The 23,834-nt window shown below is 72.1% G+C and carries 18 protein-coding genes; 9 read left to right on the top strand and 9 right to left on the bottom strand.

The window, feature by feature from the left end; all coding sequences use genetic code 11:
* Positions 1-32: 32 nt before the first annotated feature.
* From OG892_RS13305 to OG892_RS13290, 4 genes are all read right to left on the bottom strand, one after another.
* Positions 33-1,130 carry a MinD/ParA family protein gene (locus OG892_RS13305; protein ID WP_371629252.1) on the bottom strand — a complete coding sequence of 366 codons (1,098 nt, stop codon included), beginning with the start codon at positions 1,128-1,130 and terminating at the stop codon, positions 33-35.
* A gap of 73 nt (positions 1,131-1,203) precedes the next feature.
* On the bottom strand, positions 1,204-2,544 hold the full coding sequence (gene eccD / locus OG892_RS13300) for a type VII secretion integral membrane protein EccD (protein ID WP_371631630.1): 1,341 nt from the start codon (positions 2,542-2,544) through the stop codon (positions 1,204-1,206).
* Positions 2,545-2,761: 217 nt separating this feature from the next.
* Positions 2,762-3,070: a hypothetical protein gene (locus OG892_RS13295; protein WP_073739539.1), complete on the bottom strand. Its 309-nt coding sequence runs from the start codon at positions 3,068-3,070 to the stop codon at positions 2,762-2,764.
* A gap of 103 nt (positions 3,071-3,173) precedes the next feature.
* A complete protein-coding gene (locus OG892_RS13290) occupies positions 3,174-4,670 on the bottom strand; it encodes a PucR family transcriptional regulator (RefSeq protein ID WP_371629251.1) in 1,497 nt (498 codons plus the stop codon).
* Between the two features lie 145 nt (positions 4,671-4,815).
* Between OG892_RS13290 and OG892_RS13285 the strand changes: the two genes are divergently transcribed.
* Positions 4,816-6,303, top strand: coding sequence for a sodium:solute symporter (locus tag OG892_RS13285; RefSeq protein WP_371629250.1), 1,488 nt, complete (start codon positions 4,816-4,818; stop codon positions 6,301-6,303).
* 23 nt (positions 6,304-6,326) lie between these two features.
* Here the strand turns inward: OG892_RS13285 and OG892_RS13280 are convergent, their stop codons facing one another.
* Positions 6,327-6,989: a TMEM175 family protein gene (locus OG892_RS13280; protein WP_371629249.1), complete on the bottom strand. Its 663-nt coding sequence runs from the start codon at positions 6,987-6,989 to the stop codon at positions 6,327-6,329.
* 319 nt (positions 6,990-7,308) lie between these two features.
* Between OG892_RS13280 and speB the strand changes: the two genes are divergently transcribed.
* From speB to OG892_RS13265, 3 genes are all read left to right on the top strand, one after another.
* Positions 7,309-8,277: an agmatinase gene (gene speB, locus OG892_RS13275; protein ID WP_328867015.1), complete on the top strand. Its 969-nt coding sequence runs from the start codon at positions 7,309-7,311 to the stop codon at positions 8,275-8,277.
* Entirely contained in the window at positions 8,274-9,959 is a 1,686-nt protein-coding gene (locus OG892_RS13270; protein ID WP_371629248.1) for a thiamine pyrophosphate-binding protein, read from the top strand. Before speB ends, OG892_RS13270 begins: the two co-directional genes overlap by 4 nt.
* A 116-nt stretch (positions 9,960-10,075) precedes the next feature.
* A complete protein-coding gene (locus tag OG892_RS13265) occupies positions 10,076-10,969 on the top strand; it encodes a serine hydrolase (protein WP_371629247.1) in 894 nt (297 codons plus the stop codon).
* A 25-nt stretch (positions 10,970-10,994) separates the two neighbouring features.
* Here the strand turns inward: OG892_RS13265 and OG892_RS13260 are convergent, their stop codons facing one another.
* Positions 10,995-11,648 carry a TetR/AcrR family transcriptional regulator gene (locus OG892_RS13260; protein ID WP_073739637.1) on the bottom strand — a complete coding sequence of 218 codons (654 nt, stop codon included), beginning with the start codon at positions 11,646-11,648 and terminating at the stop codon, positions 10,995-10,997.
* A gap of 179 nt (positions 11,649-11,827) precedes the next feature.
* Here OG892_RS13260 and OG892_RS13255 point away from each other — a divergent pair, with 179 nt between their 5' ends.
* Both OG892_RS13255 and OG892_RS13250 read left to right on the top strand, forming a co-directional pair.
* Positions 11,828-13,285 (top strand): MFS transporter, encoded by a 1,458-nt coding sequence (locus tag OG892_RS13255; RefSeq protein ID WP_073739554.1) that lies wholly within the window; start codon positions 11,828-11,830, stop codon positions 13,283-13,285.
* Between the two features lie 106 nt (positions 13,286-13,391).
* A complete protein-coding gene (locus OG892_RS13250; RefSeq protein WP_371629246.1) occupies positions 13,392-17,132 on the top strand; it encodes an ABC transporter ATP-binding protein in 3,741 nt (1,246 codons plus the stop codon).
* Between the two features lie 30 nt (positions 17,133-17,162).
* Here OG892_RS13250 and OG892_RS13245 read toward each other — a convergent pair whose 3' ends face one another.
* Positions 17,163-17,660 (bottom strand): hypothetical protein, encoded by a 498-nt coding sequence (locus tag OG892_RS13245; RefSeq protein WP_371629245.1) that lies wholly within the window; start codon positions 17,658-17,660, stop codon positions 17,163-17,165.
* A gap of 175 nt (positions 17,661-17,835) precedes the next feature.
* On the opposite strand from OG892_RS13245, the gene OG892_RS13240 reads away from it, so the two are divergent.
* Both OG892_RS13240 and OG892_RS13235 read left to right on the top strand, forming a co-directional pair.
* Entirely contained in the window at positions 17,836-18,264 is a 429-nt protein-coding gene (locus OG892_RS13240; RefSeq protein ID WP_073739639.1) for a hypothetical protein, read from the top strand.
* Between the two features lie 99 nt (positions 18,265-18,363).
* The gene (locus tag OG892_RS13235) at positions 18,364-19,839 is read left to right on the top strand and encodes a S28 family serine protease (RefSeq protein WP_073739560.1); all 1,476 of its coding nucleotides are present in this window, start codon (positions 18,364-18,366) and stop codon (positions 19,837-19,839) included.
* A 55-nt stretch (positions 19,840-19,894) separates the two neighbouring features.
* Here the strand turns inward: OG892_RS13235 and OG892_RS13230 are convergent, their stop codons facing one another.
* Complete coding sequence (locus OG892_RS13230) at positions 19,895-21,745, bottom strand: glycoside hydrolase family 3 protein (protein ID WP_371629244.1); 1,851 nt, start codon at positions 21,743-21,745, stop codon at positions 19,895-19,897.
* 150 nt (positions 21,746-21,895) lie between these two features.
* On the bottom strand, positions 21,896-22,804 hold the full coding sequence (locus tag OG892_RS13225; RefSeq protein WP_371629243.1) for a LysR family transcriptional regulator: 909 nt from the start codon (positions 22,802-22,804) through the stop codon (positions 21,896-21,898).
* A 116-nt stretch (positions 22,805-22,920) separates the two neighbouring features.
* On the opposite strand from OG892_RS13225, the gene OG892_RS13220 reads away from it, so the two are divergent.
* A complete protein-coding gene (locus OG892_RS13220) occupies positions 22,921-23,823 on the top strand; it encodes an EamA family transporter (protein WP_371629242.1) in 903 nt (300 codons plus the stop codon).
* Positions 23,824-23,834 lie beyond the last annotated feature (11 nt).

Genomic DNA, 23,834 nt, shown 5'->3' with positions numbered 1-23,834 from the left:
GGCCGGCCGGCGGTTCCTGGGCGGCATCGGGGTCACCGGCGCTTCTGGGAGAGCTGGAACACCTCGGCCGCCAGCCGGGTGGCCGCCAGCCGGGTCGGCCGCGCGAGCAGCTCGGTGTTGAGCGCACCGCCCGCCGCCAGGTGACGGTCGTAGGGCAGGACATGAACGCCCGCACCGGTGGAGCCGAGTCTCTCGGCGGCCTTGTCCAGGTCGACGCCCGGACGCGCCGTCATGCTGGAGAGCACGACCAGCGTCCCCTCGATCACCTGGCGGGGCAGTCCCTGCATCCACTGCAGCACGGCGTACGTACTCGCGACACCGTCCAGCGTGGCGGGCGCGGCCAGTACCCGGGCCTGGGCGGCCGAGAGAGCGACCCGGGCGACCTCGGCGGGCAGCGTCTCGCAGTCGACGACCGTCACGCCGAAGTAGCGTCGCAGCGCCACCATGACCCGCTCGTACGTCGGGGTGTCCAGCATCGTCCCGATCCGGCCCTGGCTGCCGGGCAGCAGCCAGGCGTTGTCCGGGAGCTGGACGAGGTAGCCGGTGACGTCGAGCAGTGACATCTGCGGCTGCACGATGTCCGCCAGATCGGCCGTGGTCCAGCGCAGCGTCTCGGCGCCGAGCCGCAACGGCAGCGAGCCGAGGGCCGGATCGGCCTCGACCAGCAGGACCGGGTCCTGGCGGTAGTGCGCGTACGCCGTGCCGAGCAGTGCGGCGACGGTCGTCTTGCCCGCGCCGCCCCGGATGGAGGTGACGGCGATCTGCCGCCCCGTCGTCACCGGCTGCTGGAGCAGTTCGGCGGTACGGGTGAGCTCGGCGACCTCGCGTGCCACGGAGGAGGAGACGATGCGGCGCAGCGCACGCGAGGCCCGTACGGTGACCGGCTCGCCACGCAGCGGCCGGCGGGCCGCAGCGGCCAGCGCCTCGTCCACCACAGCCCGCGAGTCCGGTGTCGGCGAGCGCCTGGTGCCGGCCCGCGCCGGCTGCTGGACCGGGACGGGTGGCTGTGGTTGTGGCTGGGACGGGGCGGGCGCCGCCGCGGGCCGGACGTCGGGGCCCGCGGCCCTCTGCGCGGCGGGGTTCCCCAGGTCGCGCAGCACATCGCCCTGCCAGTTGTCCGCGTTCGGCATGTCAGCCCTTCTTCTCCGGCTTCCCCGGTTCGATGCCCCGCCCGGAGCGCCCGCACATGTGGAGTCTGAGACGTCAGAACTTGTTGAGGAGCTGTCCGTACATGCCGAACACGCCGATGGCGAGCGGGAAGAGCCCCACTACGGCGATGGACTCGACCAGGTCGGCCGTGCGCCGCAGCCGGACCCGCACGTGCTCGGGCGGCTCGACGGCCAGGGCGAGCAGGGGCAGCAGCGCCGCCGCGCACAGCACCGCGACGGGCCCGGCGCCGCCGGACTGCTCCGCCCACAGCATCACCAGGCGGACGAGGAGGACGGCGGCGGCGGCGAAGAGCGTCACCACCTCGGCCACCAGCGGGAAGGCTCGGGCCCGGGACAGGAGCACCACGGCGACGAGCGAGGGCAGCAGTACCGTCCACACGGTCGGCCGGTCGGCCAGGGTGAGGAGCCAGCCCGCGGAGGCCGCCGACACCGAGGTGGCCAAGGTGGCGAGGGCGAGCCCGCGATGTGTGGCGGCGAGTGCGTTGCCCACGTCGTGACGGCTGACGGACACACCGCCCGAGCGCCGGTCGTCGAGTGCGGTGAGGCCGGATGCCATCAGGGCGAGCCGAGGCAGCACGCCGAGCAGGACCACGGAGACCACCGCCATGACGGCACCGAGCCGGGCCGGGTCCGGTTCGACGGCGGCCACGCTCTCCCAGACGACGGTGAGGGCCGCCGTCGCCGTGGCCCCGATGAGGCCGCCCCGGCCCAACGGCGAGAAGAAGCCGAGCAGTGCCAGCGATACGGTGACCGCGCCCGCCACCGCGGCCAGCCGGAGCGCCCCGGACCAGTCGTAGGCGTCGGCGGCGGTCCAGGCGGTGAGGACGGCGAGCCCGGCGGAGACGAACAGCAGCGCGGTCGCCAGACCGCGATTGCCCCGGCCGAGCCGCGCGACGAGCGCACCCGCCACGACGAGGGCGAGGGTGACGACCGAGAGAGCTCCGGCCAGAGCGGCGAGCGGGAACTCGCGTCGGGCGAGCAGTGCCGCGATCACCGCGAAGACCACGGTCGTCGCCCCCGCGCCTGCCCGCCGTGCGCGGGGGCTCCAGCGCCAGGCCTGCAGGTCGAGGCTGTCGGCCACCAGGTCGGTGACGTCGTGGACCACCGGGGCCGGTGGCGCGGCATGGGCCCGGACGAGCCGGAGTACGGCGCCGTCCCCGATGCCGGCCGACGCCAGGGTGCTGTCGTGCGGCAGGGCCGAGCCGTCGGAGGTGATCAACTGCCGGGTCAGCGGCCGCGATGCGGCCCGGTCGTCCAGCAGTTGCAGGATGTCCGGCAGGAGTTGCCCGACAGGAGTGTCCGAGGGCAGCACGATATCGGCCCGGCGCCGCTCGCCGACCAGGGTCACCCGGCTCATTTCCGCCCGGGAAGTCATTGCTGTGCTCGCCACTTGCGCAAACCTACCATCGCGAATTTCCGGAATTTCGGGCTAATTGGGCAAAGTGCGCTGTGCGTTCTTCCGCGGTCCCGAACTTGGCGAAATTCCTTTGGTGGTCTCTCGCCGGTGATGTCCCGCCCCGGTACTTCGCGAATTCCCCACCGCGTCACAGGCCGGCGTGCCGCCCCCGTCGGGGCCGCGTCCGCCGCGCGGTCTATCGGGCGGAGCCGGACGAGGGTGGGGCCGTCGGCGGGGGCGAGTGCGCGGGGTCCTCGTACTGCTGGGCCTGGCGCTGCTGCTTCTGTTGTTCGGCCTTCTGTTTGTCCAGGGTGTGCTGGAGAAAGGACCAGCCCACGCACCCCGCGCACAGCACAGCGGTGATCGCGATTCCCGCGAACACCTTCCCGAGCCGTTCGTCCGCCGTGCGCCGCGCGCGCTGGGCGCCGAACAGGAGCGCGTCGCGCATCCTGCGTCGGCGCACTCCCACCGATTCCAGCAGCTGACTGTCGTAATCCCGTGCCATGAGCCCCCCTTTGCCACTGCAACATATGCCATGGGCCGTCGGTCAGGACACCGCATCCCGCCGGAACCGGCCGTCCGCCGACGCCCCCGATCCGCGCCCCTGATCACCCCTGCCGGAGCGCGAACCACAGCTCCGCCCGTACGTCCATGTCGTCCAGGTCCGCCCCCAGCAGCACCGCGCACCGCCCGATGCGCTGGCGCACCGTGTTGCGGTGGACCCGGAGGGCGGTCGCCGTGCGGTCCCAGCTGCCGTGCAGGCTCAGCCAGCAGCGCAGCGTCTCGGCGAGGGGTTCGGTGAGCGGGGCCAGCAGGGCGCGGGCGTGGGCCCGGGCGGCTTCCTGGGGGACCAGGGCGGCGAGGCCGCGGCCGGTGTCCGTGCGGTGGTGGGCCAGCGGGGTGCGGGTCGCCTCCGCGCGGCCGAGGGCGCGCGCGGCCTGGGCGTCGGCCGTGTCCAGTGCGGTGATCGCGGCGGGGGCGGAGGCGCCGAGCGTCCAGCCTGGCTGCGGGGTGATCCGGTCCTCGCCGGGCACCAGCACCCGTACCGCCGCACCGCTCCGGCCCGCGTCGACCAGCGCCGAGCCCAGGGCCGCGCCGAGTGCCCCGGCCGTGAGCGGGTCCACCGGGTCGCCGCCGCCCCGGCGCGCGTGCACCACCGTCCACCGCTCCGCGCCGCCCAGCAGCGGGGCGACGCCTGCCGGGTCCGCGCCCAGCAGCAGCCGGACCAGGGCGGCCGAGCGGCCGGCGGCGTCGGCGCCCTGGTGCGGGGCGGCCAGCAGGGAGAGCAGGACGACCGCGACCCCCGCGATGGTGTGGTCGCCCGCCTCGCGCCGCTCCGTCGCCAGGGTCAGGACGAGCCCCTGCCCGCCGCCCAGCGCGTACGCGGCGAGATGGGTGGCGCCCAGGGTGTCGGTGGCCGAGGCGGGCGCGGGGCGTACGACCGGCGCGACCACCCGGGAGAGCCGGGCGAGCGCGGCCCGTACGTCGGGGGCCGGTGTCCGGCCGGCCGCGTGCAGTTCCTCGCCGTCGGCCGTGAGCAGGACCGCCCGCCCCTCCAGCTGGGCCGCCAGCTGGTGCAGCACGGCCGGCACCGGATCGGTCCTGGCCGCCGCCGTCGCCAGGGCCTGCTGGGCGCGCGTCACCCGGCGCAGCTCGCGTACCCGGGCCTGGGCCATCAGCTGCCACACCGCGCGGGCGATCGCCGTGAACGGGGTCTCGGGCGGTACCTCGATCAGCGGCAGCCCGTGCCGTTCGCACGCCGCGATCAGCTCCTCGGGCACCGTCTCGTGCACCGGCCGCACCCCGAAACCGAGCGCCGCCGCCCCCGCCTCCACCAGCCGGGACACATAGGTGTCCGGGTCCGTGAGCAGCACCCCGGCGCTCAGCAGCAGCTCACCGCCGAGCAGGTACGGATACGGGTCGGCCATCTCCGAGGTGTGCACCCACAGCAGCTCCGCCTCCGCGGGCCCCGCGATGCGGCGCAGCCCGAGCTCCTCCCTGGCCAGCAGCCCGGTCAGCGGGATGGGCGGGGTCGGCGGGGCGGTCGGGGCCGGTGCCGCCGGTGGTGCTTGTGGTGCCGTTGGTCCGGTGGGGAGTTCCGGCATGGAGGGTTCATCCGTTCGGTGCGTCGAGAATGGATGAAACGTACACTTCAGCGCGGCTTCCCGGCCACCTACCGTCTTCACCACGCCCGGATCCCGGGCCCCGAACCCAGACCCGAACCTTGTGCAACGAGACGGAGGGAAGCCCATGGCAGTCGACTACGCCGTGATCGTCGTCTATCTGGCCGGCATGCTCGCCATGGGCTGGTGGGGCATGCGCCGCGCCAAGTCCAAGAGCGAGTTCCTGGTGGCGGGCCGCCGGCTCGGCCCCTGGATGTACTCCGGCACCATGGCCGCCATCGTCCTCGGCGGCGCCTCCACGATCGGCGGGGTCGGCCTCGGCTACCAGTACGGACTCTCCGGCGCCTGGATGGTCTTCACCATCGGCCTCGGGCTGCTCGCCCTCTCCGTGTTCTTCTCCGCCCGCATCGCGCGGCTGAAGGTCTACACCGTCTCCGAGATGCTCGACCTGCGCTACGGCGGCCGGGCCGGGCTCATCTCCGGCATCGTCATGTGGGCGTACACGCTGATGCTCGCGGTCACCTCGACCATCGCGTACGCCACCATCTTCGACGTCCTCTTCGACATGAACCGGACCGTCGCGATCATCCTCGGCGGCACCATCGTCGTCGCGTACTCGACGCTCGGCGGCATGTGGTCGATCACGCTCACGGACATGGTCCAGTTCGTCGTCAAGACCATCGGCGTGCTGCTGCTCCTGCTGCCGATCGCGGTGGTCAAGGCCGGCGGCTTCAGTGAGATGAAGGCCAAGCTGCCCACCGATTACTTCGACCCGCTCGGCATCGGCGGCGAGACGATCTTCACGTACGTGCTGATCTACACCTTCGGCATGCTGATCGGCCAGGACATCTGGCAGCGGGTGTTCACCGCCCGCAGCGACCGCGTGGCCCGGCTGGGAGGGACGGTCGCCGGTACGTACTGCCTGGTGTACGCGGTCGCGGGCGCCGTCATCGGCACGGCGGCCAAGGTCATGTACCCGAAGCTGCCCACCGCGGACGCCGCCTTCGCGACCATCGTCAAGGACGAACTCCCGGTGGGCGTACGCGGTCTGGTCCTGGCCGCCGCGCTCGCCGCGGTGATGTCCACCTCCTCCGGCGCGCTGATCGCCTGCGCGACGGTGGCCAACAACGACATCTGGTCCCGGTTCAAGGGCGTGGTCACCCGGGGCGGGGACGGCGCGGAACACGAAGAGGAACACGACGAGGTGAAGGGCAACCGCGCCTTCATCCTGATCATGGGCATCGCGGTGATCCTCATCGCCATCGCGTTGAACAACGTGGTCGAGGCCCTGACCGTCGCCTACAACCTGCTCGTCGGCGGACTGCTGGTGCCGATCCTCGGCGGCCTGCTGTGGCGCCGGGGCACGGCGGCCGGGGCGCTGGCCGCCGTGGCGGTGGGCGGCCTCGCGGTGATCGGGCTGATGGCCGGGTACGGAATCCTCGCGAACGAGCCGGTCTACTACGGGCTGCTGGCCTCGCTCGCCGTCTACGTCATCGTCTCGCTGGCCACGAAGCCGACGGACGCGGCGGTCCTGGCCGCCTGGCGCGAGCGGCTGGCGGGGCGCGGCGGGGAGCCGGAGCCGGCCGAGCGGGTGGAGGAAGCGGTCGCGGGCTGACCGCCCCCTCGGCTCCTCGGCGGTCAGTCCCCGTGCCGCGCGCCCCCGTCATGCCCGGTCGAACGGCGGCTGCGCAGGCGGGAGACGAGCCGTCTGCCGCGGCCGGCGGCCAGCGGCGCGAAGAACCACAGGACGTAGGCGTACGGGAACACCCAGGCGAGGCCGAGGCTCAGGACGAACCAGAGGGCCACCGCCCACGAACCGTTGGCGTGTGCGCGGGCCTCCGCGGCGTCGCCGATGACGAGCCCGGAGGCGGCCGAGACCTCCTTGAGGGCCACCTCGCAGAAGAAGATGCCCGCCATCGTGCCGGCGAAGAGGGTCTGCGCCATGGGATTGGTGATCGTCGCCCCGATGACGGCCGTCGGGAACGGCAGGAACGCGACCAGCAGCAGGAACGGCGCGTGCCAGAACGTGAAGGTGTTCGACAGCACGTGGATCCGGTCCATCAGCTGGTGGTGACGGCGCCACACCGACCAGAGGAGGACGAACGCCAGCGCGAACGCCAGGAAGGAGCTCCGCTGGTCCACCAGAAAGCGGCCCAGCGCAGCGGACGACTCCAGCTGCTCCTGGTCCGGCCGCTTCAGCTCCACGGCCAGCAGCGTCATGGCGATCGCGAAGATCGAGTCCGTGAAGAAGGTCAGTCTCTGGGGCGAGTGACCGGGCTCCGGCCGTGCGTTCTCGCTCATCCGAACTCCCGGTGGTCATGATCGTGGCCCCGATCCTAGGGAGCGCCGGGCCGTGCGTTCCTGAGCTCGCCGGGAGTCCGCCCCCAGCACAAGCCGAATGTCGGCAGCCAGGAGCTCAGGTGTGGATATTTCATCCCTTCCGATCGATGAGAATGGATGAAACGCACACTTCAGGCCGGCTTCCCGGCCGCTTACCGTCGTCCATGGACCCGTGCGCGTGCTTCCGGGCCGCTCCGGGAGATCCGGCAGACCGAAGAAGCAGCGCGTTGCCGCAGGAATCACTGGAATCACAGGAATCGAAGGAAAGGCCACCCACCCCATGAGCAGCACAGAGACGCCGCGCGGCCCCGTCGACTCCTCCCGCGTCCCCCGGTACGCCGGGCCCGCGACGTTCGCCCGGCTGCCCCGCCTCGACGAGGTCGGGACGACGGACGTCGCCGTGGTCGGCGTGCCCTTCGACACCGGGGTCTCCTACCGGCCCGGCGCCCGCTTCGGCGGCAACGCGATCCGGGAGGCCTCGCGGCTGCTGCGCCCGTACAACCCGGCACAGGACGCCTCCCCGTTCGCCCTCGCGCAGGTCGCGGACGCCGGAGACATCGCGGCCAACCCGTTCGACATCAACGAGGCCGTCGAGACGATCGAGGCCGCGGCCGACGATCTGCTCTCCACCGGCGCCCGGCTGATGACGCTCGGCGGCGACCACACCATCGCGCTGCCGCTGCTGCGCTCCGTCGCCAAGAAGCACGGCCCCGTCGCGCTGCTCCACTTCGACGCGCACCTGGACACCTGGGACACCTACTTCGGCGCCGAGTACACCCACGGCACCCCGTTCCGCCGGGCCGTCGAGGAGGGCATCCTCGACACCTCCGCGCTCTCCCACGTCGGCACCCGCGGCCCGCTGTACGGCAAGCAGGACCTCACCGACGACGCCAAGATGGGCTTCGGGATCGTGACCTCCGCCGACGTCATGCGGCGCGGCGTCGACGAGATCGCCGACCAGCTCCGGCAGCGCATCGGTGACCGGCCGCTCTACATCTCCATCGACATCGACGTCCTGGACCCGGCGCACGCCCCCGGCACCGGCACCCCGGAGGCCGGCGGCCTCACCTCCCGCGAGCTGCTCGAAATCGTGCGCGGGCTGTCCTCCTGCAACCTGGTCTCCGCCGACCTGGTCGAGGTCGCCCCCGCGTACGATCACGCCGAGATCACCTCCGTCGCCGCCTCCCACACGGCGTACGAGCTGACGACGATCATGACCCGCCAGATTGCAGAGGCCCGGACGAAGTGAGCCACGACCACCACGACGAGCGGCCCGAGCTCACCCCCGAGCAGATCGCCGCCGCGCTGGCCCCCCCGCCAGGACGCAACGGCGGCGACCTCGTCGTCGAGACCCTCCAGGGGCTCGGCGCGACCACCGTCTTCGGGCTGCCCGGACAGCACGCGCTCGGCATGTTCGACGCGCTGCGCCGCTCGTCCCTCGGCTACGTCGGCCTGCGCGTCGAGAACAACGCGGGCTTCGCCGCCGACGCCTACGGCCGCGTCACCGGCGAGGTCGCCCCGCTCCTGCTGTCCACCGGCCCCGGCGCGCTCACCTCGCTCGCCGCGCTCCAGGAGGCGGCCGCGGCCTCCGCCCCTGTGCTCGCGATCTCCAGCCAGATCCCGGCGGCGGGACTCGGCGGCGGCCGCCACGGCTATCTGCACGAACTGCGCGACCAGAAGGCGTCGTTCCGGGACATCGTGAAGTCCGTCCACACGGTGCGTACAGCCTCGCAGATCCCGTCCGCGATCGCCGCCGCCTGGGAGTCCGCGCTGACGGCCCCGCACGGCCCGGTCTGGGTCGAGATCCCGCAGGACGTGCTGCTGGCCGAGACGACGCTGCCCGTCGTCACGGCGATGGACGCCACCCCGCGCGAACTGCACGCCCGTCCCGAACTCATCGCGGTGGCGGCCCATCTGCTGTCGAACGCCGAGCGGCCCGCGATCATCGCGGGCGGCGGGGTCGTGCGCTCCGACGCATCCGGCAAGCTGCGCGCGCTCGCGGAGAAGACCAGTGCCCCGGTCGTCACCACCTTCGGGGGCAAGGGCGCCTTCCCGTGGGAGCACCCGCTCTCGCTCCAGTCCTGGCTGGAGGACCGGCACACGACGGACTTCCTGGAGGACGCCGACGTCCTGCTGGTCGTCGGCTCCGGACTGGGTGAACTCTCCTCGAACTACTACACGTTCGCCCCGCGCGGCCGGGTCGTCCAGATCGAGGCCGACGCCGGGAAGCTGGAGTCCAACCATCCGGCGCTCGGCATCCACGCCGACGCCAGGGACGCCCTGGCAGACCTCCTCGAAGCCGTCACCCCGCGCGAGGACCCGACCGCCGCCGAGCGCGTCCGGGAGGTGCTCGGCCGGGTACGGGACAGGATCGACGCCCAGGAACGCACCCTGGAGCAGCACCTCCTCGGCGAGATCCGGGCGGCCCTGCCCGACACGTCCCCCAGCTTCTGGGACATGACGATCCTCGCCTACTGGGCCTGGTCCGCCTTCGACGCCCGGCACCCCAACACCATGCACTCCGCCCAGGGCGCGGGCGGCCTCGGCTACGGATTCCCGGCGGCGATCGGCGCGGCGGCGGCCGACCGCACGAAGCCCGTCCTCGCGGTCTCCGGCGACGGCGGCGCGATGTACTCCCTCGCGGAACTGGCCACCGCCCGCCAGTACGACCTCCCGGTCACCTGGCTGATCGTGGACGACGGCGGCTACGGCATCCTGCGCGAGTACATGACCGACGCCTTCGGCGAGACCACCGGCACGGAGCTGTCCCGACCGGACTTCGTGGCCCTGGCCGAGTCCTTCGGCGTCCCCGCGGTCCGTACGAGCCCGCAGACGCTCGCCGCCGACCTGGCCAAGTCCTTCGCGCAGCCCGGCCCCTCGGTCGTGGTGCTCCCCGCGCTGCTCAGGATGTTCGAGCCGACGCACCTCTGAGAAAGACGCACTTCTGAGAAACGCACCTCTGAGGAACCCGCACCTCTGAGGTGGTCGAACGCGACGCGCCCGGAACCGTAACGGCTCCGGGCGCGTCGCGTTGATCCCGGCACACTATGACCGCATCCCACGTATCCCGCCGTGCCGGGCCCGCACCCGCCGCCGCGCTGGCCGTCACCGTGCTCGCGGCCGTGGCGCTCGGCGCGGCGCCCGCCGCAGCCGCGACGCCGGCGGTGAGCTGCGCCTCCGGCAGGTCCGGGCTCGCCGCCCGGCTGTCGAAGGACATCACCGCGGCGCTCGGCGGGCGCGGGTCGACCACCGCGCTGGCGCTCCACGACCGGACCACCGGCACCACGTGCACGCTGCGGTCCACATCGGCGTACGACTCCGCCAGCGTCGTGAAGGCGACCGTGCTGGCCGCGCTGCTCCGGGACAGCGCCACGCACCACCGCCACCTCACGCGGCGCGAGACCGACCTCAGCACCGCCATGATCACCAAGTCCGACAACAACGCCACCACCAGCCTGTGGAAGCAGCTCGGCGCCACCAGGATCAAGGCCTTCCTCAAGACGGCCGGGATGACGCACACGACACCCGGGTCCGGCGGCTACTGGGGGCTCACCCGGATCACCGCCCAGGACGAGCAGCGGCTGCTGGCCCTGCTCACGGCGGCGAACCCGGTGCTCAGCGACAGGGCCCGCGCCTACGAGCTTGGGCTGATGGGCAAGGTCGTCCCCTCGCAGCGCTGGGGGACACCGGCCGGGGCCCCGGCCTCGGCCACCGTCCAGCTCAAGAACGGCTGGCTGCGGCGGTCCACCCACGGCTGGCGGGTGCACAGCATCGGCGCCTTCACGGGCCGGGGCCACGACTACGCGCTCTCGGTGCTCACCCAGGACAACAGGACGATGAACGACGGCGTCCACACCATCCAGGCGGTGGCGCGGGCCGTGCACAAGGACCTGAACGCGCGCTACGCGAGCCACCTGGACGCCGCCGTGCCGAGCCGCTGAGCGCGGGCCGGGGGACCGGGATGTGTCAGGCCCCGGCCTGGGCCTGGAGGCGGAGTCCCGACAGCGTCAGCTCCAGCCCGGCGAGGAACTGGTCCTTGTCGTCGTGCCCGTCGAACTCGTCGACGATGTCGTGCAGGAACGGATACGTCCCGGCGTCGAGCTTGCGCCACGTCGCGGCGTAGCGGCCGAGGAACTCCTCGCGGCCCACGAGGCCCTCGACCACCTCCTGGGGCGGTTCCTGCCCCATGTCGGCGGCGTTGGCGACCACGACGCCCACGATCGCCGTCACGGCGTGGAACCGCTGCCGGGGCGTGAGGCCGAGCCGGAGCGTCTTCTGCCCCAGCTCCTCGTAGAGCCGCAAGGCATTGCCCTCGACGTCGATGTTCCGCATGAAGTGCGCACCCAGCCACGGCCGGTCCACGACCGCGTCGAACAGGGTCACGGCCATCACGCGCAGGTCGTCGATCGGGTCGCCGCTGCTGCTCTGCCGCTCGACGGTGGTCAGCACCCCGCCGAGCACATGGTCGATGGCGCGGTCGAGCAGTTCGTCCTTGCCGGAGACGTACCAGTAGATGCTGCCGACGCCCGTGCCGAGCCGGGCGGCGAGGGCGCGGAGGGTCAGTGCCGGCTCGCCGGCCTCGTCGAGCAGGGCCACGGCCGCCGAGAGAACGGCCTCGATGGAGTGCGATCCACGCTGACGTCCTCGGGAAGGGCGATCGGCGGGTCGTGGTCGCGGGCCTGTCATGTCTCCCATCCAATCACAGCTTGCGCATTTATCGAACTACGTTCTATGGTCGAACCACGTTCTATTCTAGAACATCGTTCGATACCCGGAGACGTTCCGGAAGGAGGCCCGTCATGACCACCACCGCCACCGCGCCCGCCGCGCAACGCACCTATCCGTCCCTGCGCGCCGCATGGATCCCGCTGGCCGCGCTCTGTCTGGCCTTCTTCGTCGAGATGGTCGACAACACCCTGCTCTCGATCGCCCTGCCCACGATCGGCCGGGACCTCGGCAGCGGCACGACCGCGCTGCAGTGGGTCACCGGCGCCTACTCGCTGACGTTCGGCGGCCTGCTGCTGACGGCGGGCTCCATGGCCGACCGGCTCGGCCGCCGACGCGTGCTGCTGGTCGGCCTCGCGGTGTTCGGCCTGCTCAGCCTGGGCGTCGCCGCGGTCTCCACCGCGGGGCAGCTCATCACCCTGCGGGCCGGCCTCGGTATCGCCGCCGCGGCGATGGCCCCCATCACCAACTCGCTGGTCTTCCGGCTCTTCGACGACAAGGCGCTGCGGATGCGCGCCATGACGCTGATGATCATCGTCGGCATGTCCGGCTTCGTCCTGGGCCCGCTGCTGGGAGGCACCGCCCTGGCCCACGTGCGGTGGCAGTGGCTGCTGCTCGTCAACGCCCCGATCGCGCTGATCGCGGCCATCGGCGTCCGCCTCGGCGTCCCGGCCGACCGGCCGCAGGACCTGACCCGCGACAAGCTCGACCTGCCGGGCGCCGTCCTGAGCGTCGCCACCATCGGCCTCGCCTGCTACTCGCTGACCAGCGGCGTCGAGCACGGCTGGCTCTCCGCGGCCACCCTCGCCTCGCTCCTCGGCGCCCTCGTCGCGGGTCTGGCCTTCGTGTGGCACGAGCGCCGCAGCGCCGCGCCGATGCTGGACCTGCGCCTCTTCTCCAACGGCACCGTCCGGGGCGCCGCCATCGCACAGATCGGCACGGCCATCGCGATGGCCGCCGTGATGTTCGGCCTGATCCTCCACTTCCAGTACGCCTACGGATGGAGCCCCGTACGGGCCGGACTGGCGAACCTGCCGCTCATCGTGACCATGATCCTCGCGACCCCCCTGTCCGAATGGCTCGCGGCACGGTTCGGCCACCGCGTCGCCTGCCTGGTCGGCGCCGCCTGCCTGGCCGGCTCCCTGGCCGGACTGTCCTGGGGCGTCGACCACGGGTACGGCGTCATAGCGCTCTGCATGGTCGTGATGACCATCGGGCTGCGCACCGTCATGACGATCTGCGCCATCGCACTCGTCGACGCGATGCCGTCCAACCGCACCTCGATCGGAACGGCGCTCAACGACACCGCCCAGGAGGTCGGCAGCAGCATCGGCACCGCCGTGGTCGGCACCCTGATCGCCGTACTGGTCACCACCCAGCTGCCCGCGGGCACCTGGAGCGACGCCCTGGTGGCGTCGTTCTTCCACGGCGAGCGGATCACCTACGCGATACTCGCGGTCGTCGTCGGCCTGATCGCGGCCGGAGGCGCACTCTCCCTCACCGACTCCCGCGCCACCGAGGAAGCACACTGAGACGACAGGCCTAGGCCCAAGGGCGGGTATTTGTTGCGGAGGGATGAAATCCGCCCCCCGCCCTGTTGGTGCCTTCCGGAAGCGCAGGTCGAACGGGAGGCATCGGGTGTCGGACGCAGGGGAGACAGACGACGGGCGGCAGCCCCGTGGCTGGGCGCGCAGGCTGATCGGTTACGCCTGGCGGTACCGGCGCAACGTGCTCCTGTCGCTCGGCTCGTCGCTCGCCGGAATGGCGGTGATGGCCCTGGTCCCGCTGATCACCAAGGTGATCATCGACGACGTGGTCGGCAACCACACCCGTTCCCTGGCCGTCTGGACCGGACTGCTGGTCGGGGCCGCCGCGCTCGTGTACGTCTCCACGTACATCCGCCGCTACTACGGCGGCCGGCTCGCCCTGGACGTCCAGCACGACCTGCGGACCGAGATCTACGGGACGATCACCCGCCTCGACGGCAAGCGGCAGGACGAGCTCTCCACCGGACAGGTCGTCGGGCGCGCCACCAGCGACCTCCAGCTGATCCAGGGGCTGCTGTTCATGCTCCCGATGACCATCGGGAACGTGCTGCTCTTCCTGCTCTCCCTGGTGATCATGGCGTCGCTCTCGCCGCTGCTGACCCTCGTCGCCGTGGCCGTCGCCCCCGCGCTCTGGTACATCGCCCGCCGCTCCCGCACCCGGCTCTTCCCCGCCACCTGGTACGCCCAGTCGCAGGCCGCGGCCGTGGCCGGAGTCGTCGACGGGGCCGTCTCCGGCGTCCGCGTCGTCAAGGGGTTCGGGCAGGAGGACCAGGAGACCGGCAAGCTGCGCGAGGTAGGACGCCGGCTCTTCGCCGGGCGGCTGCGCACCATCCGGCTGAACTCCCGCTACACCCCCGCCCTCCAGGCCGTCCCCGCGCTCGGCCAGGTCGCCATGCTGGCCCTCGGCGGCTGGCTCGCCACCCGGGGCGAGATCACCCTCGGCACGTTCGTCGCGTTCTCCACCTACCTCGCCCAGCTCGTCGGCCCGGTCCGGATGCTCGCCATGGTCCTCACCGTGGGACAGCAGGCCCGCGCCGGAGTGGAACGCGTACTCGAACTCATCGACACCGAGCCGTCGATGCGGGACGGCACCAAGCAGCTCCCCACCGACGCCAGGGCCAGCGTCGAGTTCGACGACGTCCGGTTCGGCTATGACGATGACCGCCCCGTCCTCGACGGCTTCTCGCTCACCATCGAACCCGGCGAGACCGTCGCCGTCGTCGGCGCGTCCGGCAGCGGCAAGTCCACCGTCTCGATGCTCCTGCCGCGCTTCTACGACGTGACGCACGGCGCGGTCCTGGTCGGCGGCCACGACGTCCGCGAGCTCACCCTCGACTCGCTGCGGGCCGCCATCGGCCTCGTACCGGAGGACAGCTTCCTGTTCTCCGACACCATCCGCGCCAACATCGCCTACGGGCTCCCGGACGCCACCGACGAGCAGATCGAACGGGCCGCCCGCGCCGCCCAGGCCCACCGCTTCATCGCCGAACTGCCCAAGGGGTACGGGACCGAGGTCGGCGAGCAGGGGCTGACCCTCTCCGGCGGCCAGCGCCAGCGCGTCGCGCTCGCCCGCGCCATCCTCACCGACCCCCGGCTCCTCCTCCTGGACGACGCCACCTCCGCCGTCGACGCCCGGGTCGAGCACGAGATCCACGAGGCGCTGCGAGGCGTGATGGCGGGCCGTACGACGCTGCTGATCGCCCACCGCCGCTCCACCCTCAACCTCGCGGACCGGATCGCCGTCCTGGAGAACGGCCGGCTCGCGGACATCGGCACGCACGAGGAGCTGGAGCGCCGCTCCCCGCTCTACCGGCGGCTGCTCACCGACCCGGACGAACTGGGCTCCACCTCGCCCGGCCACCGCCCTGCCGCCCCCGCCGCGGACCCCGCCGACGACCGCGCGCTCCAGGACGAGCTGGACGCCGAATTCGACGCCGAGCGCGGCATCACCCCCCAGCTGTGGGTCCGCAAGGAGCAGGCCCGTGAGGCCGACGCGGCCGGCACCCCCGCCACCCCCGAGCTCCTCGCCCAGGTCGACGCCCTGCCCCCGGCGACCGACACCCCGGACGTCGACGAGGCCCGCGCCGTACACGCGGAGGAGTCGTACGGGCTCCGCCGGCTGCTGCGCGGCTTCGGGCTTCCGCTGCTGGTCAGCCTCGCGCTGGTGGCCGTGGACGCCGGGGCGGGTCTCCTCCTGCCGGTGCTGATCAGGAACGGCATCGACGAGGGCGTCACCCAGCTGGCACTCGGCGCGGTCTGGGCGGCATCCGCCCTCGGCCTCGCCGTCGTGCTGGTGCAGTGGGCGGCCCAGATCGGTGAGACCCGGATGACGGGCCGCACCGGCGAGCGGGTGCTCTACTCACTGCGGCTGAAGATCTTCGCGCAGCTCCAGCGCCTCGGCCTCGACTACTACGAGCGCGAGCTGACCGGCCGGATCATGACCCGGATGACGACGGACGTGGACGCGCTGTCCACGTTCCTGCAGACCGGACTGGTCACGGCCTTCGTCTCCGTCGTCACCTTCTTCGGGATCATGGTCGCGCTGCTGGTCCTGGACGTCGAACTGGCCCTGGTGGTCTTCGCGACCCTGCCCGTGCTGATCATCGGCACGGTCTTCTTCCGCCGCAGCAGCGTCAAGGCGTACGAGCTGGCCCGTGAGCGCATCAGCGCCGTCAACGCCGACCTCCAGGAGTCCGTCTCCGGGCTCCGGATCGTGCAGGCCTTCCGCCGCGAGCGGGACGGGGCCGCGCGGTTCGCCGGGCGCAGCGACTACTACCGCGAGGCCCGGGTCCGCGGCCAGTGGCTGATCTCGGTCTACTTCCCGTTCGTCCAGCTCCTGTCTTCGGTGGCCGCGGCGGCGGTGCTGATCGTCGGCGCGGGACGGGTCGACAACGGCACGCTCACCACGGGCGCTCTCGTCGCCTACCTGCTCTACATCGATCTGTTCTTCGCCCCCGTGCAGCAGCTGTCCCAGGTCTTCGACGGCTACCAGCAGGCCACCGTCTCGCTCGGCCGGATCCAGGAGCTCCTCCAGGAGCCGACGTCCACCGCCGACCGGGACGAACCGCTGGACGTGCTGTCGCTGCGCGGCGAGATCGCGTTCGAGGACGTGTCGTTCGCGTACACCGGGGAGGAGGCCGCGCTCACCGGGGTCGACCTGCGGATCCCGGCCGGCCAGACGGTCGCGTTCGTCGGCGAGACCGGCGCGGGCAAGTCCACCCTGGTCAAGCTCGTCGCCCGGTTCTACGACCCGACGGCCGGCCGGGTCACGGCGGACGGCACCGATCTGCGCCACCTCGGCCTCACCGCGTACCGGCACCGGCTCGGAGTCGTCCCGCAGGAGGCGTACCTCTTCGCGGGCACGGTCCGCGACGCCATCGCGTACGGGCGGCCGGAGGCCACCGACGCGCAGGTGGAGGCGGCGTCCAGGGCGGTCGGCGCGCACGACATGATCGCCACCCTGGACGGCGGCTACCTCCACGAGGTCGCGGAGCGGGGCCGCAACCTCTCCGCCGGACAGCGGCAGCTGATCGCACTCGCCCGCGCCGAACTCGTCGATCCGGACATCCTGCTGCTCGACGAGGCCACCGCCTCCCTCGACCTGGCCAGCGAGGCGCTGGTGAACCAGGCGACGGACCGGCTGGCCGGCCGGCGCACCACCCTGGTCGTCGCCCACCGGCTGACCACCGCCGCCCGCGCCGACCGGGTCGTGGTGATGGACCACGGCCGGGTCGTCGAGGACGGCACGCACGACGAACTCCTCGCCCTGGACGGGAAGTACGCCGTGCTGTGGCGCACCTTCATAGGGGAGGACGAGCCCGCCGGGGTCTGAGCGGGGAGCAGTCGCGGGGCCCGTCCGGGGCTATCCGCGGATGCCGGAGATCTTCCCGGTGCCCAGCTCCGACTGCACGGTCAGGTTCGTGTACGTCGGGTGGGCGACCGAACCCCAGGTGAGCCGGACGTGCGTCCAGGCGTGGCCGGCGCCGCTGTCGCCCGCGGTGACGCGGAAGGCGGCCGGGACGTCCTGGGCGCGCAGCACGCCGTCGGCGTGGTTGGTCTTCTCCCAGGCGCGCAGCTCCTGGCGCAGCTCGGGCGTGAGGTAGAAGCCGCGGAGCGCGGTGGCGAGGTTGCCGCCGTCCTCCGCGGCGACGGCGTCGAGGTACGAGGCGTAGAAGTGGGAGACCTGCTGGGCCTCCGCCTCTGAGACGTCGTCGCGGGCCGCGGCGGTGGTCGTCCGCTGGGGTGCGACGGCAGCGGCGGCCGGGACGGCGGCGACCGCGGTCAGGAGCGTGGCCGCGAGCAGGGTGCGGCCGATGACGCGGCGGCCGCGGGGGTGCCGGGTGGTGCTGAGTCGGGTCATGAGGGTGCCTTCCTTTCGTATGGCTCTGTCCTGTTGGAGCCATCGTGTGGCGATTTGGTTGCCCGGAATGTGGAGCACGCCCGGTGCAACCTCCGGATGGCCTCCGGCGTCGTACGCAGATATGCGCATGCGTCGGAAAGAGGCGCATGTGTTCGACGATGCGATGGGGTGGCTGGTGACAAGAGCGACGAACGGACGGGCCGGGGTGCCGGACGGGCGCACGGGGCGCGGGGGCTCCGCGCGGCTGCTGGTACTCGCCCTGGCCACCGCCCTCGGGGTGCTCGCCGGCGGCATCGGGGCGACCGGTGCGAACGCCGCGTCGGTCTGCGCCGGACGCCCCGCGAAGACCCTGAAGTTCGGCACCGGCGAGCTGCGCGTCTACCGGACCCGCTCCTACGCCTGCGCCCTCGCGGTCGCCGTCAAGCCCGGTGCGCGCCGCAAGATGTCCGTACAGATCCAGCCGCGCGGCGGCCACCCCGTCGTCGACAAGGGCAACTTCACGCAGCAGGCCGGTCCGGTGACGGTCCACGCGCTGAACCGGTGCGTCCGGGTGTCCGGCACGATCTCGGGGAAGACGGGCACCACGGGCTGGATCCTGTGCTGACCGGGTGACGTGGCCGGGCGCACGGCAAGGGGGTCTGGCGGCACCGGTGTTGCCCCGCTAGGTTCACGTGGTCTGTTGTGAATCAAGGGGAGGGTGAGAATGCGCAAGGCTCTCAGAGGTGTCCTGTCGCTCGCGATGCTCATCGGCACAGTGAGTGCGACGGGTGCCTCCGCCGGGGCGGCCACCGCCGCAGAACCGGCCGCGCTCCGTTCCGCCGTCGGTGACACCGGTACGAGTACGGACATCAAGGACCGCATCCTGGCCATCCCGGGAATGAGCCTGATCGAGGAGAAGCCCTACCCGGGCTACCGCTACTTCGTCCTCGACTACACCCAGCCGGTCGACCACCGGCACCCGTCCAAGGGAACGTTCAAGCAGCGGATCACCCTGCTGCACAAGGACACCTCCCGCCCGACGGTGTTCTTCACCAGCGGATACAACGTCTCCACCAACCCGAGCCGCTCCGAGCCGACCCGGATCGTGGACGGCAACCAGGTCTCGCTGGAGTACCGGTTCTTCACCCCGTCGCGCCCGTCGCCCGCCGACTGGTCCAAGCTCGACATCTGGCAGGCCGCCAGCGACCAGCACCGGGTCTTCACCGCGCTGAAGAAGATCTACTCGAAGAACTGGCTGACCACCGGCGGTTCCAAGGGCGGCATGACGGCCACGTACTACGAGCGCTACTACCCGAAGGACATGGACGGTGTCGTCGCTTACGTCGCGCCCAACGACGTGGTCGACAAGGAGGACTCGACGTACGACCGGTTCCTGGCGAACGTCGGGACCAAGGAGTGCCGCGACAAGCTGAACGGCGTACAGCGCCAGGCGCTCGTCCGCCGGGAGCCGCTGGAGAAGAAGTACCGGCAGTACGCCGCAGACAACGGCTACACCTTCAACACCGTCGGCTCGCTCGACAAGGCGTACGAAGCCGTCGTCATGGACTACGTCTGGGCGTTCTGGCAGTACAGCCTGCTCGCCGACTGCGACTCCCTCCCGGCCGACGCCAAGTCCGCCACGGACCAGGCGATCTGGGACTCCGTCGACTCGATCTCCGGCTTCTCCGCCTACGCCGACCAGGGCCTGGAGACGTACACGCCGTACTACTACCAGGCGGGCACCCAGCTCGGCTCGCCCGACATCAAGCAGCCCTGGCTCGGCAAGCTGAGCCGCTACGGCTACCAGCCGCCGCGCACCTTCGTGCCGCGCTCCATCCCGATGAAGTTCCGGCCCGGGGCGATGCGTGACATCGACAACTGGGTGCAGCACCACGCCGACCACATGCTGTACGTGTACGGGGAGAACGACCCCTACGGCGCGGAGCGCTTCCGGCTCGGCCGCGGAGCCCGTGACAGTCACGTCTTCACCGTGCCCGGCGGCAACCACGGGGCGACCGTCGCCGGTCTCGTCCCGGCCGAGAACGCCACGGCCACCGCCGCCATCCTGCGCTGGGCGGGCGTCTCCCCGGCCGCCGTCCAGGCGGACCCGGCGAAGGCGAAGCCGCTCGCCGAGTTCGACGCGGTGCTCGACAAGCGGGACCTGACGACCGAGCACCGGCTCGGCCACCGGCGCCCGTAGCGCCTGCACCGTGCCGGCGGCCGCAGCGGCCGCCGGCACGGATCGCTTCAGGGCTTCAGTACGACAGCCCGTAGCCCACCGGGTACAGCACCCGCGACGGGTCGTCCGCGCGCTGGACCGGCACCGGCAGGGTGCCACGAGGTTCGGCGCGGCCCGCGATCACCCGGGCCGCCGCCCGCAGTTCGACATCCGTCCAGGAGTACGCGGCGAGGCTCGCCGCGTGCCCCGTACCGTCCAGCTGGGCGATGTCGTACGGATTGCGGATCGCGAGCGTGATCACCGGCACGCCGGTCGCGGCCAGCGCGCTCACCAGGGTCCGCTGCGAGCTGGTCGCCGTGACGTTGTACGTGCCCACCACCACCGCGTCCTTGCCCCGCGCGGCCGCCACCGCCGCGTCGATGTCCGCCTGGGCGGGCGCGGTGCCGGTGGACAGGGCGGTGGCCGCGTACCCCAGCTCCTTGAACTCCGCGGCCAGGGTGGCGGTCGGCGGTCCCGTCGTACCGGACGGGGAGGCCGGATCGGCCCCCACCACCAGCAGCTTCCGGTGCGAGCGGCGCGACAGCGGCAGCAGCGCGCCCTCGTTGGCCAGCAGCGTGGTGGTGTGCTCCGCGATCCGGTCGGCGGCGGCCAGGTGCGACCGGGTGCCGACCGTACGGTCCACGCCCCGGCGGCTGACGAACGGGTCCTCGAACAGCCCCAGCTTCGTCTTCAGCCGCAGGATGCGCAGGATCGATTCGTCGATCCGGGCCTCACTGACCTCGCCGCTCTTCACGGCCGCCAGCAGGGCGTTCCAGGAGACGTCGAGGTCCGGCGGGTTGAGCAGCTGGTCGACGCCCGCCTGTACGGCGAGCACCGGCACGCGCGCGTCGCCGTACTTGGTCCGCACGCCCTCCATGCCGAGCGAGTCGGTGACCACGACGCCGTCGTACCCCAGCTCCTCGCGCAGGATTCCGGTGAGGATGGGCCGGGACAGGGTCGCGGGGTCCTCGGCCGGGTCGAGCGCGGGCACCACGATGTGCGCGGTCATGATCGAGTCGATACCGGCGGCGATCGCGGCCCGGAACGGCGGCCTGTCCAGCTCGGCCCACTGCTCGCGGGTGTGGGTGATGACCGGCAGTCCGGTGTGGCTGTCGGTGCTGGTGTCGCCGTGACCGGGGAAGTGCTTGGCCGTGGAGGCGATCCCGGCGCTCTGGTACCCCTTCACCTGGGCCGCGACCATCCCGGCCACCGACTGCGGGTCCGAGCCGAAGGAGCGCACCCCGATCACCGGGTTCGCCGGGTTGACGTTGACGTCCGCGTCCGGGGCGTAGTTCTGGCAGATGCCGATCGCGGCCAGCTCTGCGCCCGCGATGCGTCCCGCCTCACGGGCGTCGGAGCGCGAACGGCCCGCGCCCAGCGCCATCGCGCCCGGCATCAGCGTGGCGGGCTCACCGACCCGGCAGACGATGCCGTGCTCCTGGTCGGTGGAGATGAGGAGCGGCAGGGAGCTGGGACCCGCCAGACCGGCGCGCTGGATGCCGTTGGAGAGATCCGCGATCTGGTGCGGGTCACGGGTGTTGTGCGCCCAGGTGAAGTAGATGATGCCGCCGACGTGGTACTTGGCGATCATCTCCGCCGCGGTGCGCACGCCGATCTCGGCGAGGTTGGCGTCGATGTCGGCCTGGTCGGGCTCGGTGGCGGAGTGCCCGTAGACCCGCATGACGAACAGCTGGCCGACCTTCTCCTCCAGGCTCATCCGGGAGACGATCCGCTTCAGCCGCCGGGTGGTGGCTGCGGAGTTGTGGCTGCTGCCCGAGGAGTTCGGGGCGGCGACGGCGCCGGGGGCGACCGCCGTGCCCGTCGCCGCGACGACTGCGGTGGCGGCGGTGGCGGTGAGGAGGGTGCGTCTGGAGGGGCGGTGGTGCACGTGAGCTCCTTCGGCCGTACTCGGTGACGAGATGATGGTGAAAGAAACTTCCAAGGATCACGGATATCCAGAAAATAACTTCCGGTCAAGGGTGCGGACCGTTTGAGCGCGTCCCCGCCGGAGAGCGCCGCGCCCCGGAACCGGCCGCCGCTACCGCAGCCCCACGTCCGCGCCGTGCGCCTGGAGCGCCGAGACGGCCGCCGTGATCGCGGGGCGGCGGGCCGCCTCCGTACGCCACAGCGCGTACAGCCGGCGCACCGGAACCGGCTCGATCCGCACCGCCACCACCCCGTCCGGCAGCGGTCCGCGCCCCAGCCGGGGCATCATCGCGACCCCGAGACCGGCGGCGAGCAGGGCCAGTTGGGTGTGATTCTCCTCGGCCTGGTGCCGGATGTCCGGCTCGTAGCCCGCCGTGCGCAGCGTCCGTACGAGCCAGTCGTGGCAGACCGTCCCGGGTGGCTGGCAGATCCACCGCTCCCGCGCCAACTCCTCGCGCCGCACCCCGTCCCGGCCCGCCAGCCGGTGACCCGCGGGCACCAGCAGATCGCAGCGGTCCTCCCCGATCACCGCCTGCGCCACGCCCTCCGGGGCGGGCAGCGGCGCGATGTCCCAGTCGTGCGCGACGGCCAGGTCGATCACGCCCTTGGCCACCAGGTCGACCGAGAGGTGCGGATCGACCTCGGTCATCCGGACGTCCAGGGCCGGGTGCTCGCGGTCCAGCTCCGCCAGCACCCCGGGCAGCAGCCCGCGCGCCGCCGAGGCGAACGCGCCGATCGACAGCCGCCCCGTCGGCAGCCCCCTGCGCTCCTCCAGCGTCGTCTCCGCCTGCTCCACGATCGCCAGCAACTGCTGGGCGGTGGCGGCCAGATGGAGCGCCTCCTCGGTGAGCGCGACCCCGCGTCCGCGACGCTCCAGCAGCGTCGTACGGGTCTCCCGCTCCAGCTTGGTGATCTGCTGCGAGACCGCCGACGGGGTGTAGCCGAGCGCGGCGGCGGCGCCCGCGACGGAACCGTGGACGGAGATGGCGTGCAGCGCGCGCAGCCGGGAGAGATCGAGCACCGGGGCCTCCTGGAACCATCAATGTGTCGGCACATTCAATTCGTTAGCAACACTCAATTTCACCATGAAGAAATCCGCGCTGGTGCTAAACGGTCGATGCGGGTGATCCTCGGGACATGCGTCCCCTCCACATCGCCCTGGCCGCCCTGGTGGCAGCCGTCTGGGGTGTCAATTTCGTCGTCATCGAGCTGGGCCTCGCCCACTTCCCACCGCTGCTCTTCTCCGCCCTGCGCTTCCTGGTCGCGGCGCTGCCCGCGGTCTTCTTCGTCGGCCGCCCGAAGGTCGCGTGGAAGTGGATCGTGGGGGTGGGTCTTGTCCTCGGGATGGCCAAGTTCGGGCTGCTGTTCATCGGCATGGACCGGGGGATGGGCGCCGGACTCTCCTCCCTGGTCCTCCAGGTCCAGGCCGTCTTCACCGCCCTGTTCGCGGCGCTCGCGCTGGGCGAACGGCCGGGGCGGGTAAGGGTGCTGGGGATGGGCGTGGCCCTCGCCGGCATCGGGGTCGCGGCGGTCGACGAAGGGGCGAGCGGGCCGGTCCTCGCCTTCGTCCTGGTGATCGCGGCGGCGGCCTGCTGGGGCGTGTCCAACGTGCTGACCCGCAAGGCCGCCCCGCCCGACGCCCTCAACTTCATGGTCTGGGTCTCCACCGTCCCGGTGCTGCCGCTGCTCGGGCTCTCGCTCCTCTTCGAGGGCTGGGACCGTGATACGCGGGCACTGGCCGCGCTCGACTGGAGCGCCGCCGGAATCATCGTCTACGTCGCCTGGATCACCACGGTGTTCGGCTTCGGGGCCTGGGGCTTCCTGCTGAGCCGGTACCCGGCGTCCTCTGTGGCCCCGTTCACCCTGCTGGTGCCGGTCTTCGGGATGTCGTCCGCCGCCCTGCTGCTCGACGAGTCGGTGAGCCCGCTGCGGTGGTGCGCGGCGGCGCTGCTGGTCGGCGGGGTGGCGCTGACCTCGCTGGCGGGGGCGCGGCGGCCCAGGGGCGTGACGCCGAAGAGCCCGGAGCCGGCCCCCGTCTGAGGGCCGGCTCC

Source organism: Streptomyces sp. NBC_00341 (assembly GCF_041435055.1).
GTDB lineage: Bacteria > Actinomycetota > Actinomycetes > Streptomycetales > Streptomycetaceae > Streptomyces.
This window is presented reverse-complemented; position numbering and strand designations above follow the sequence as displayed.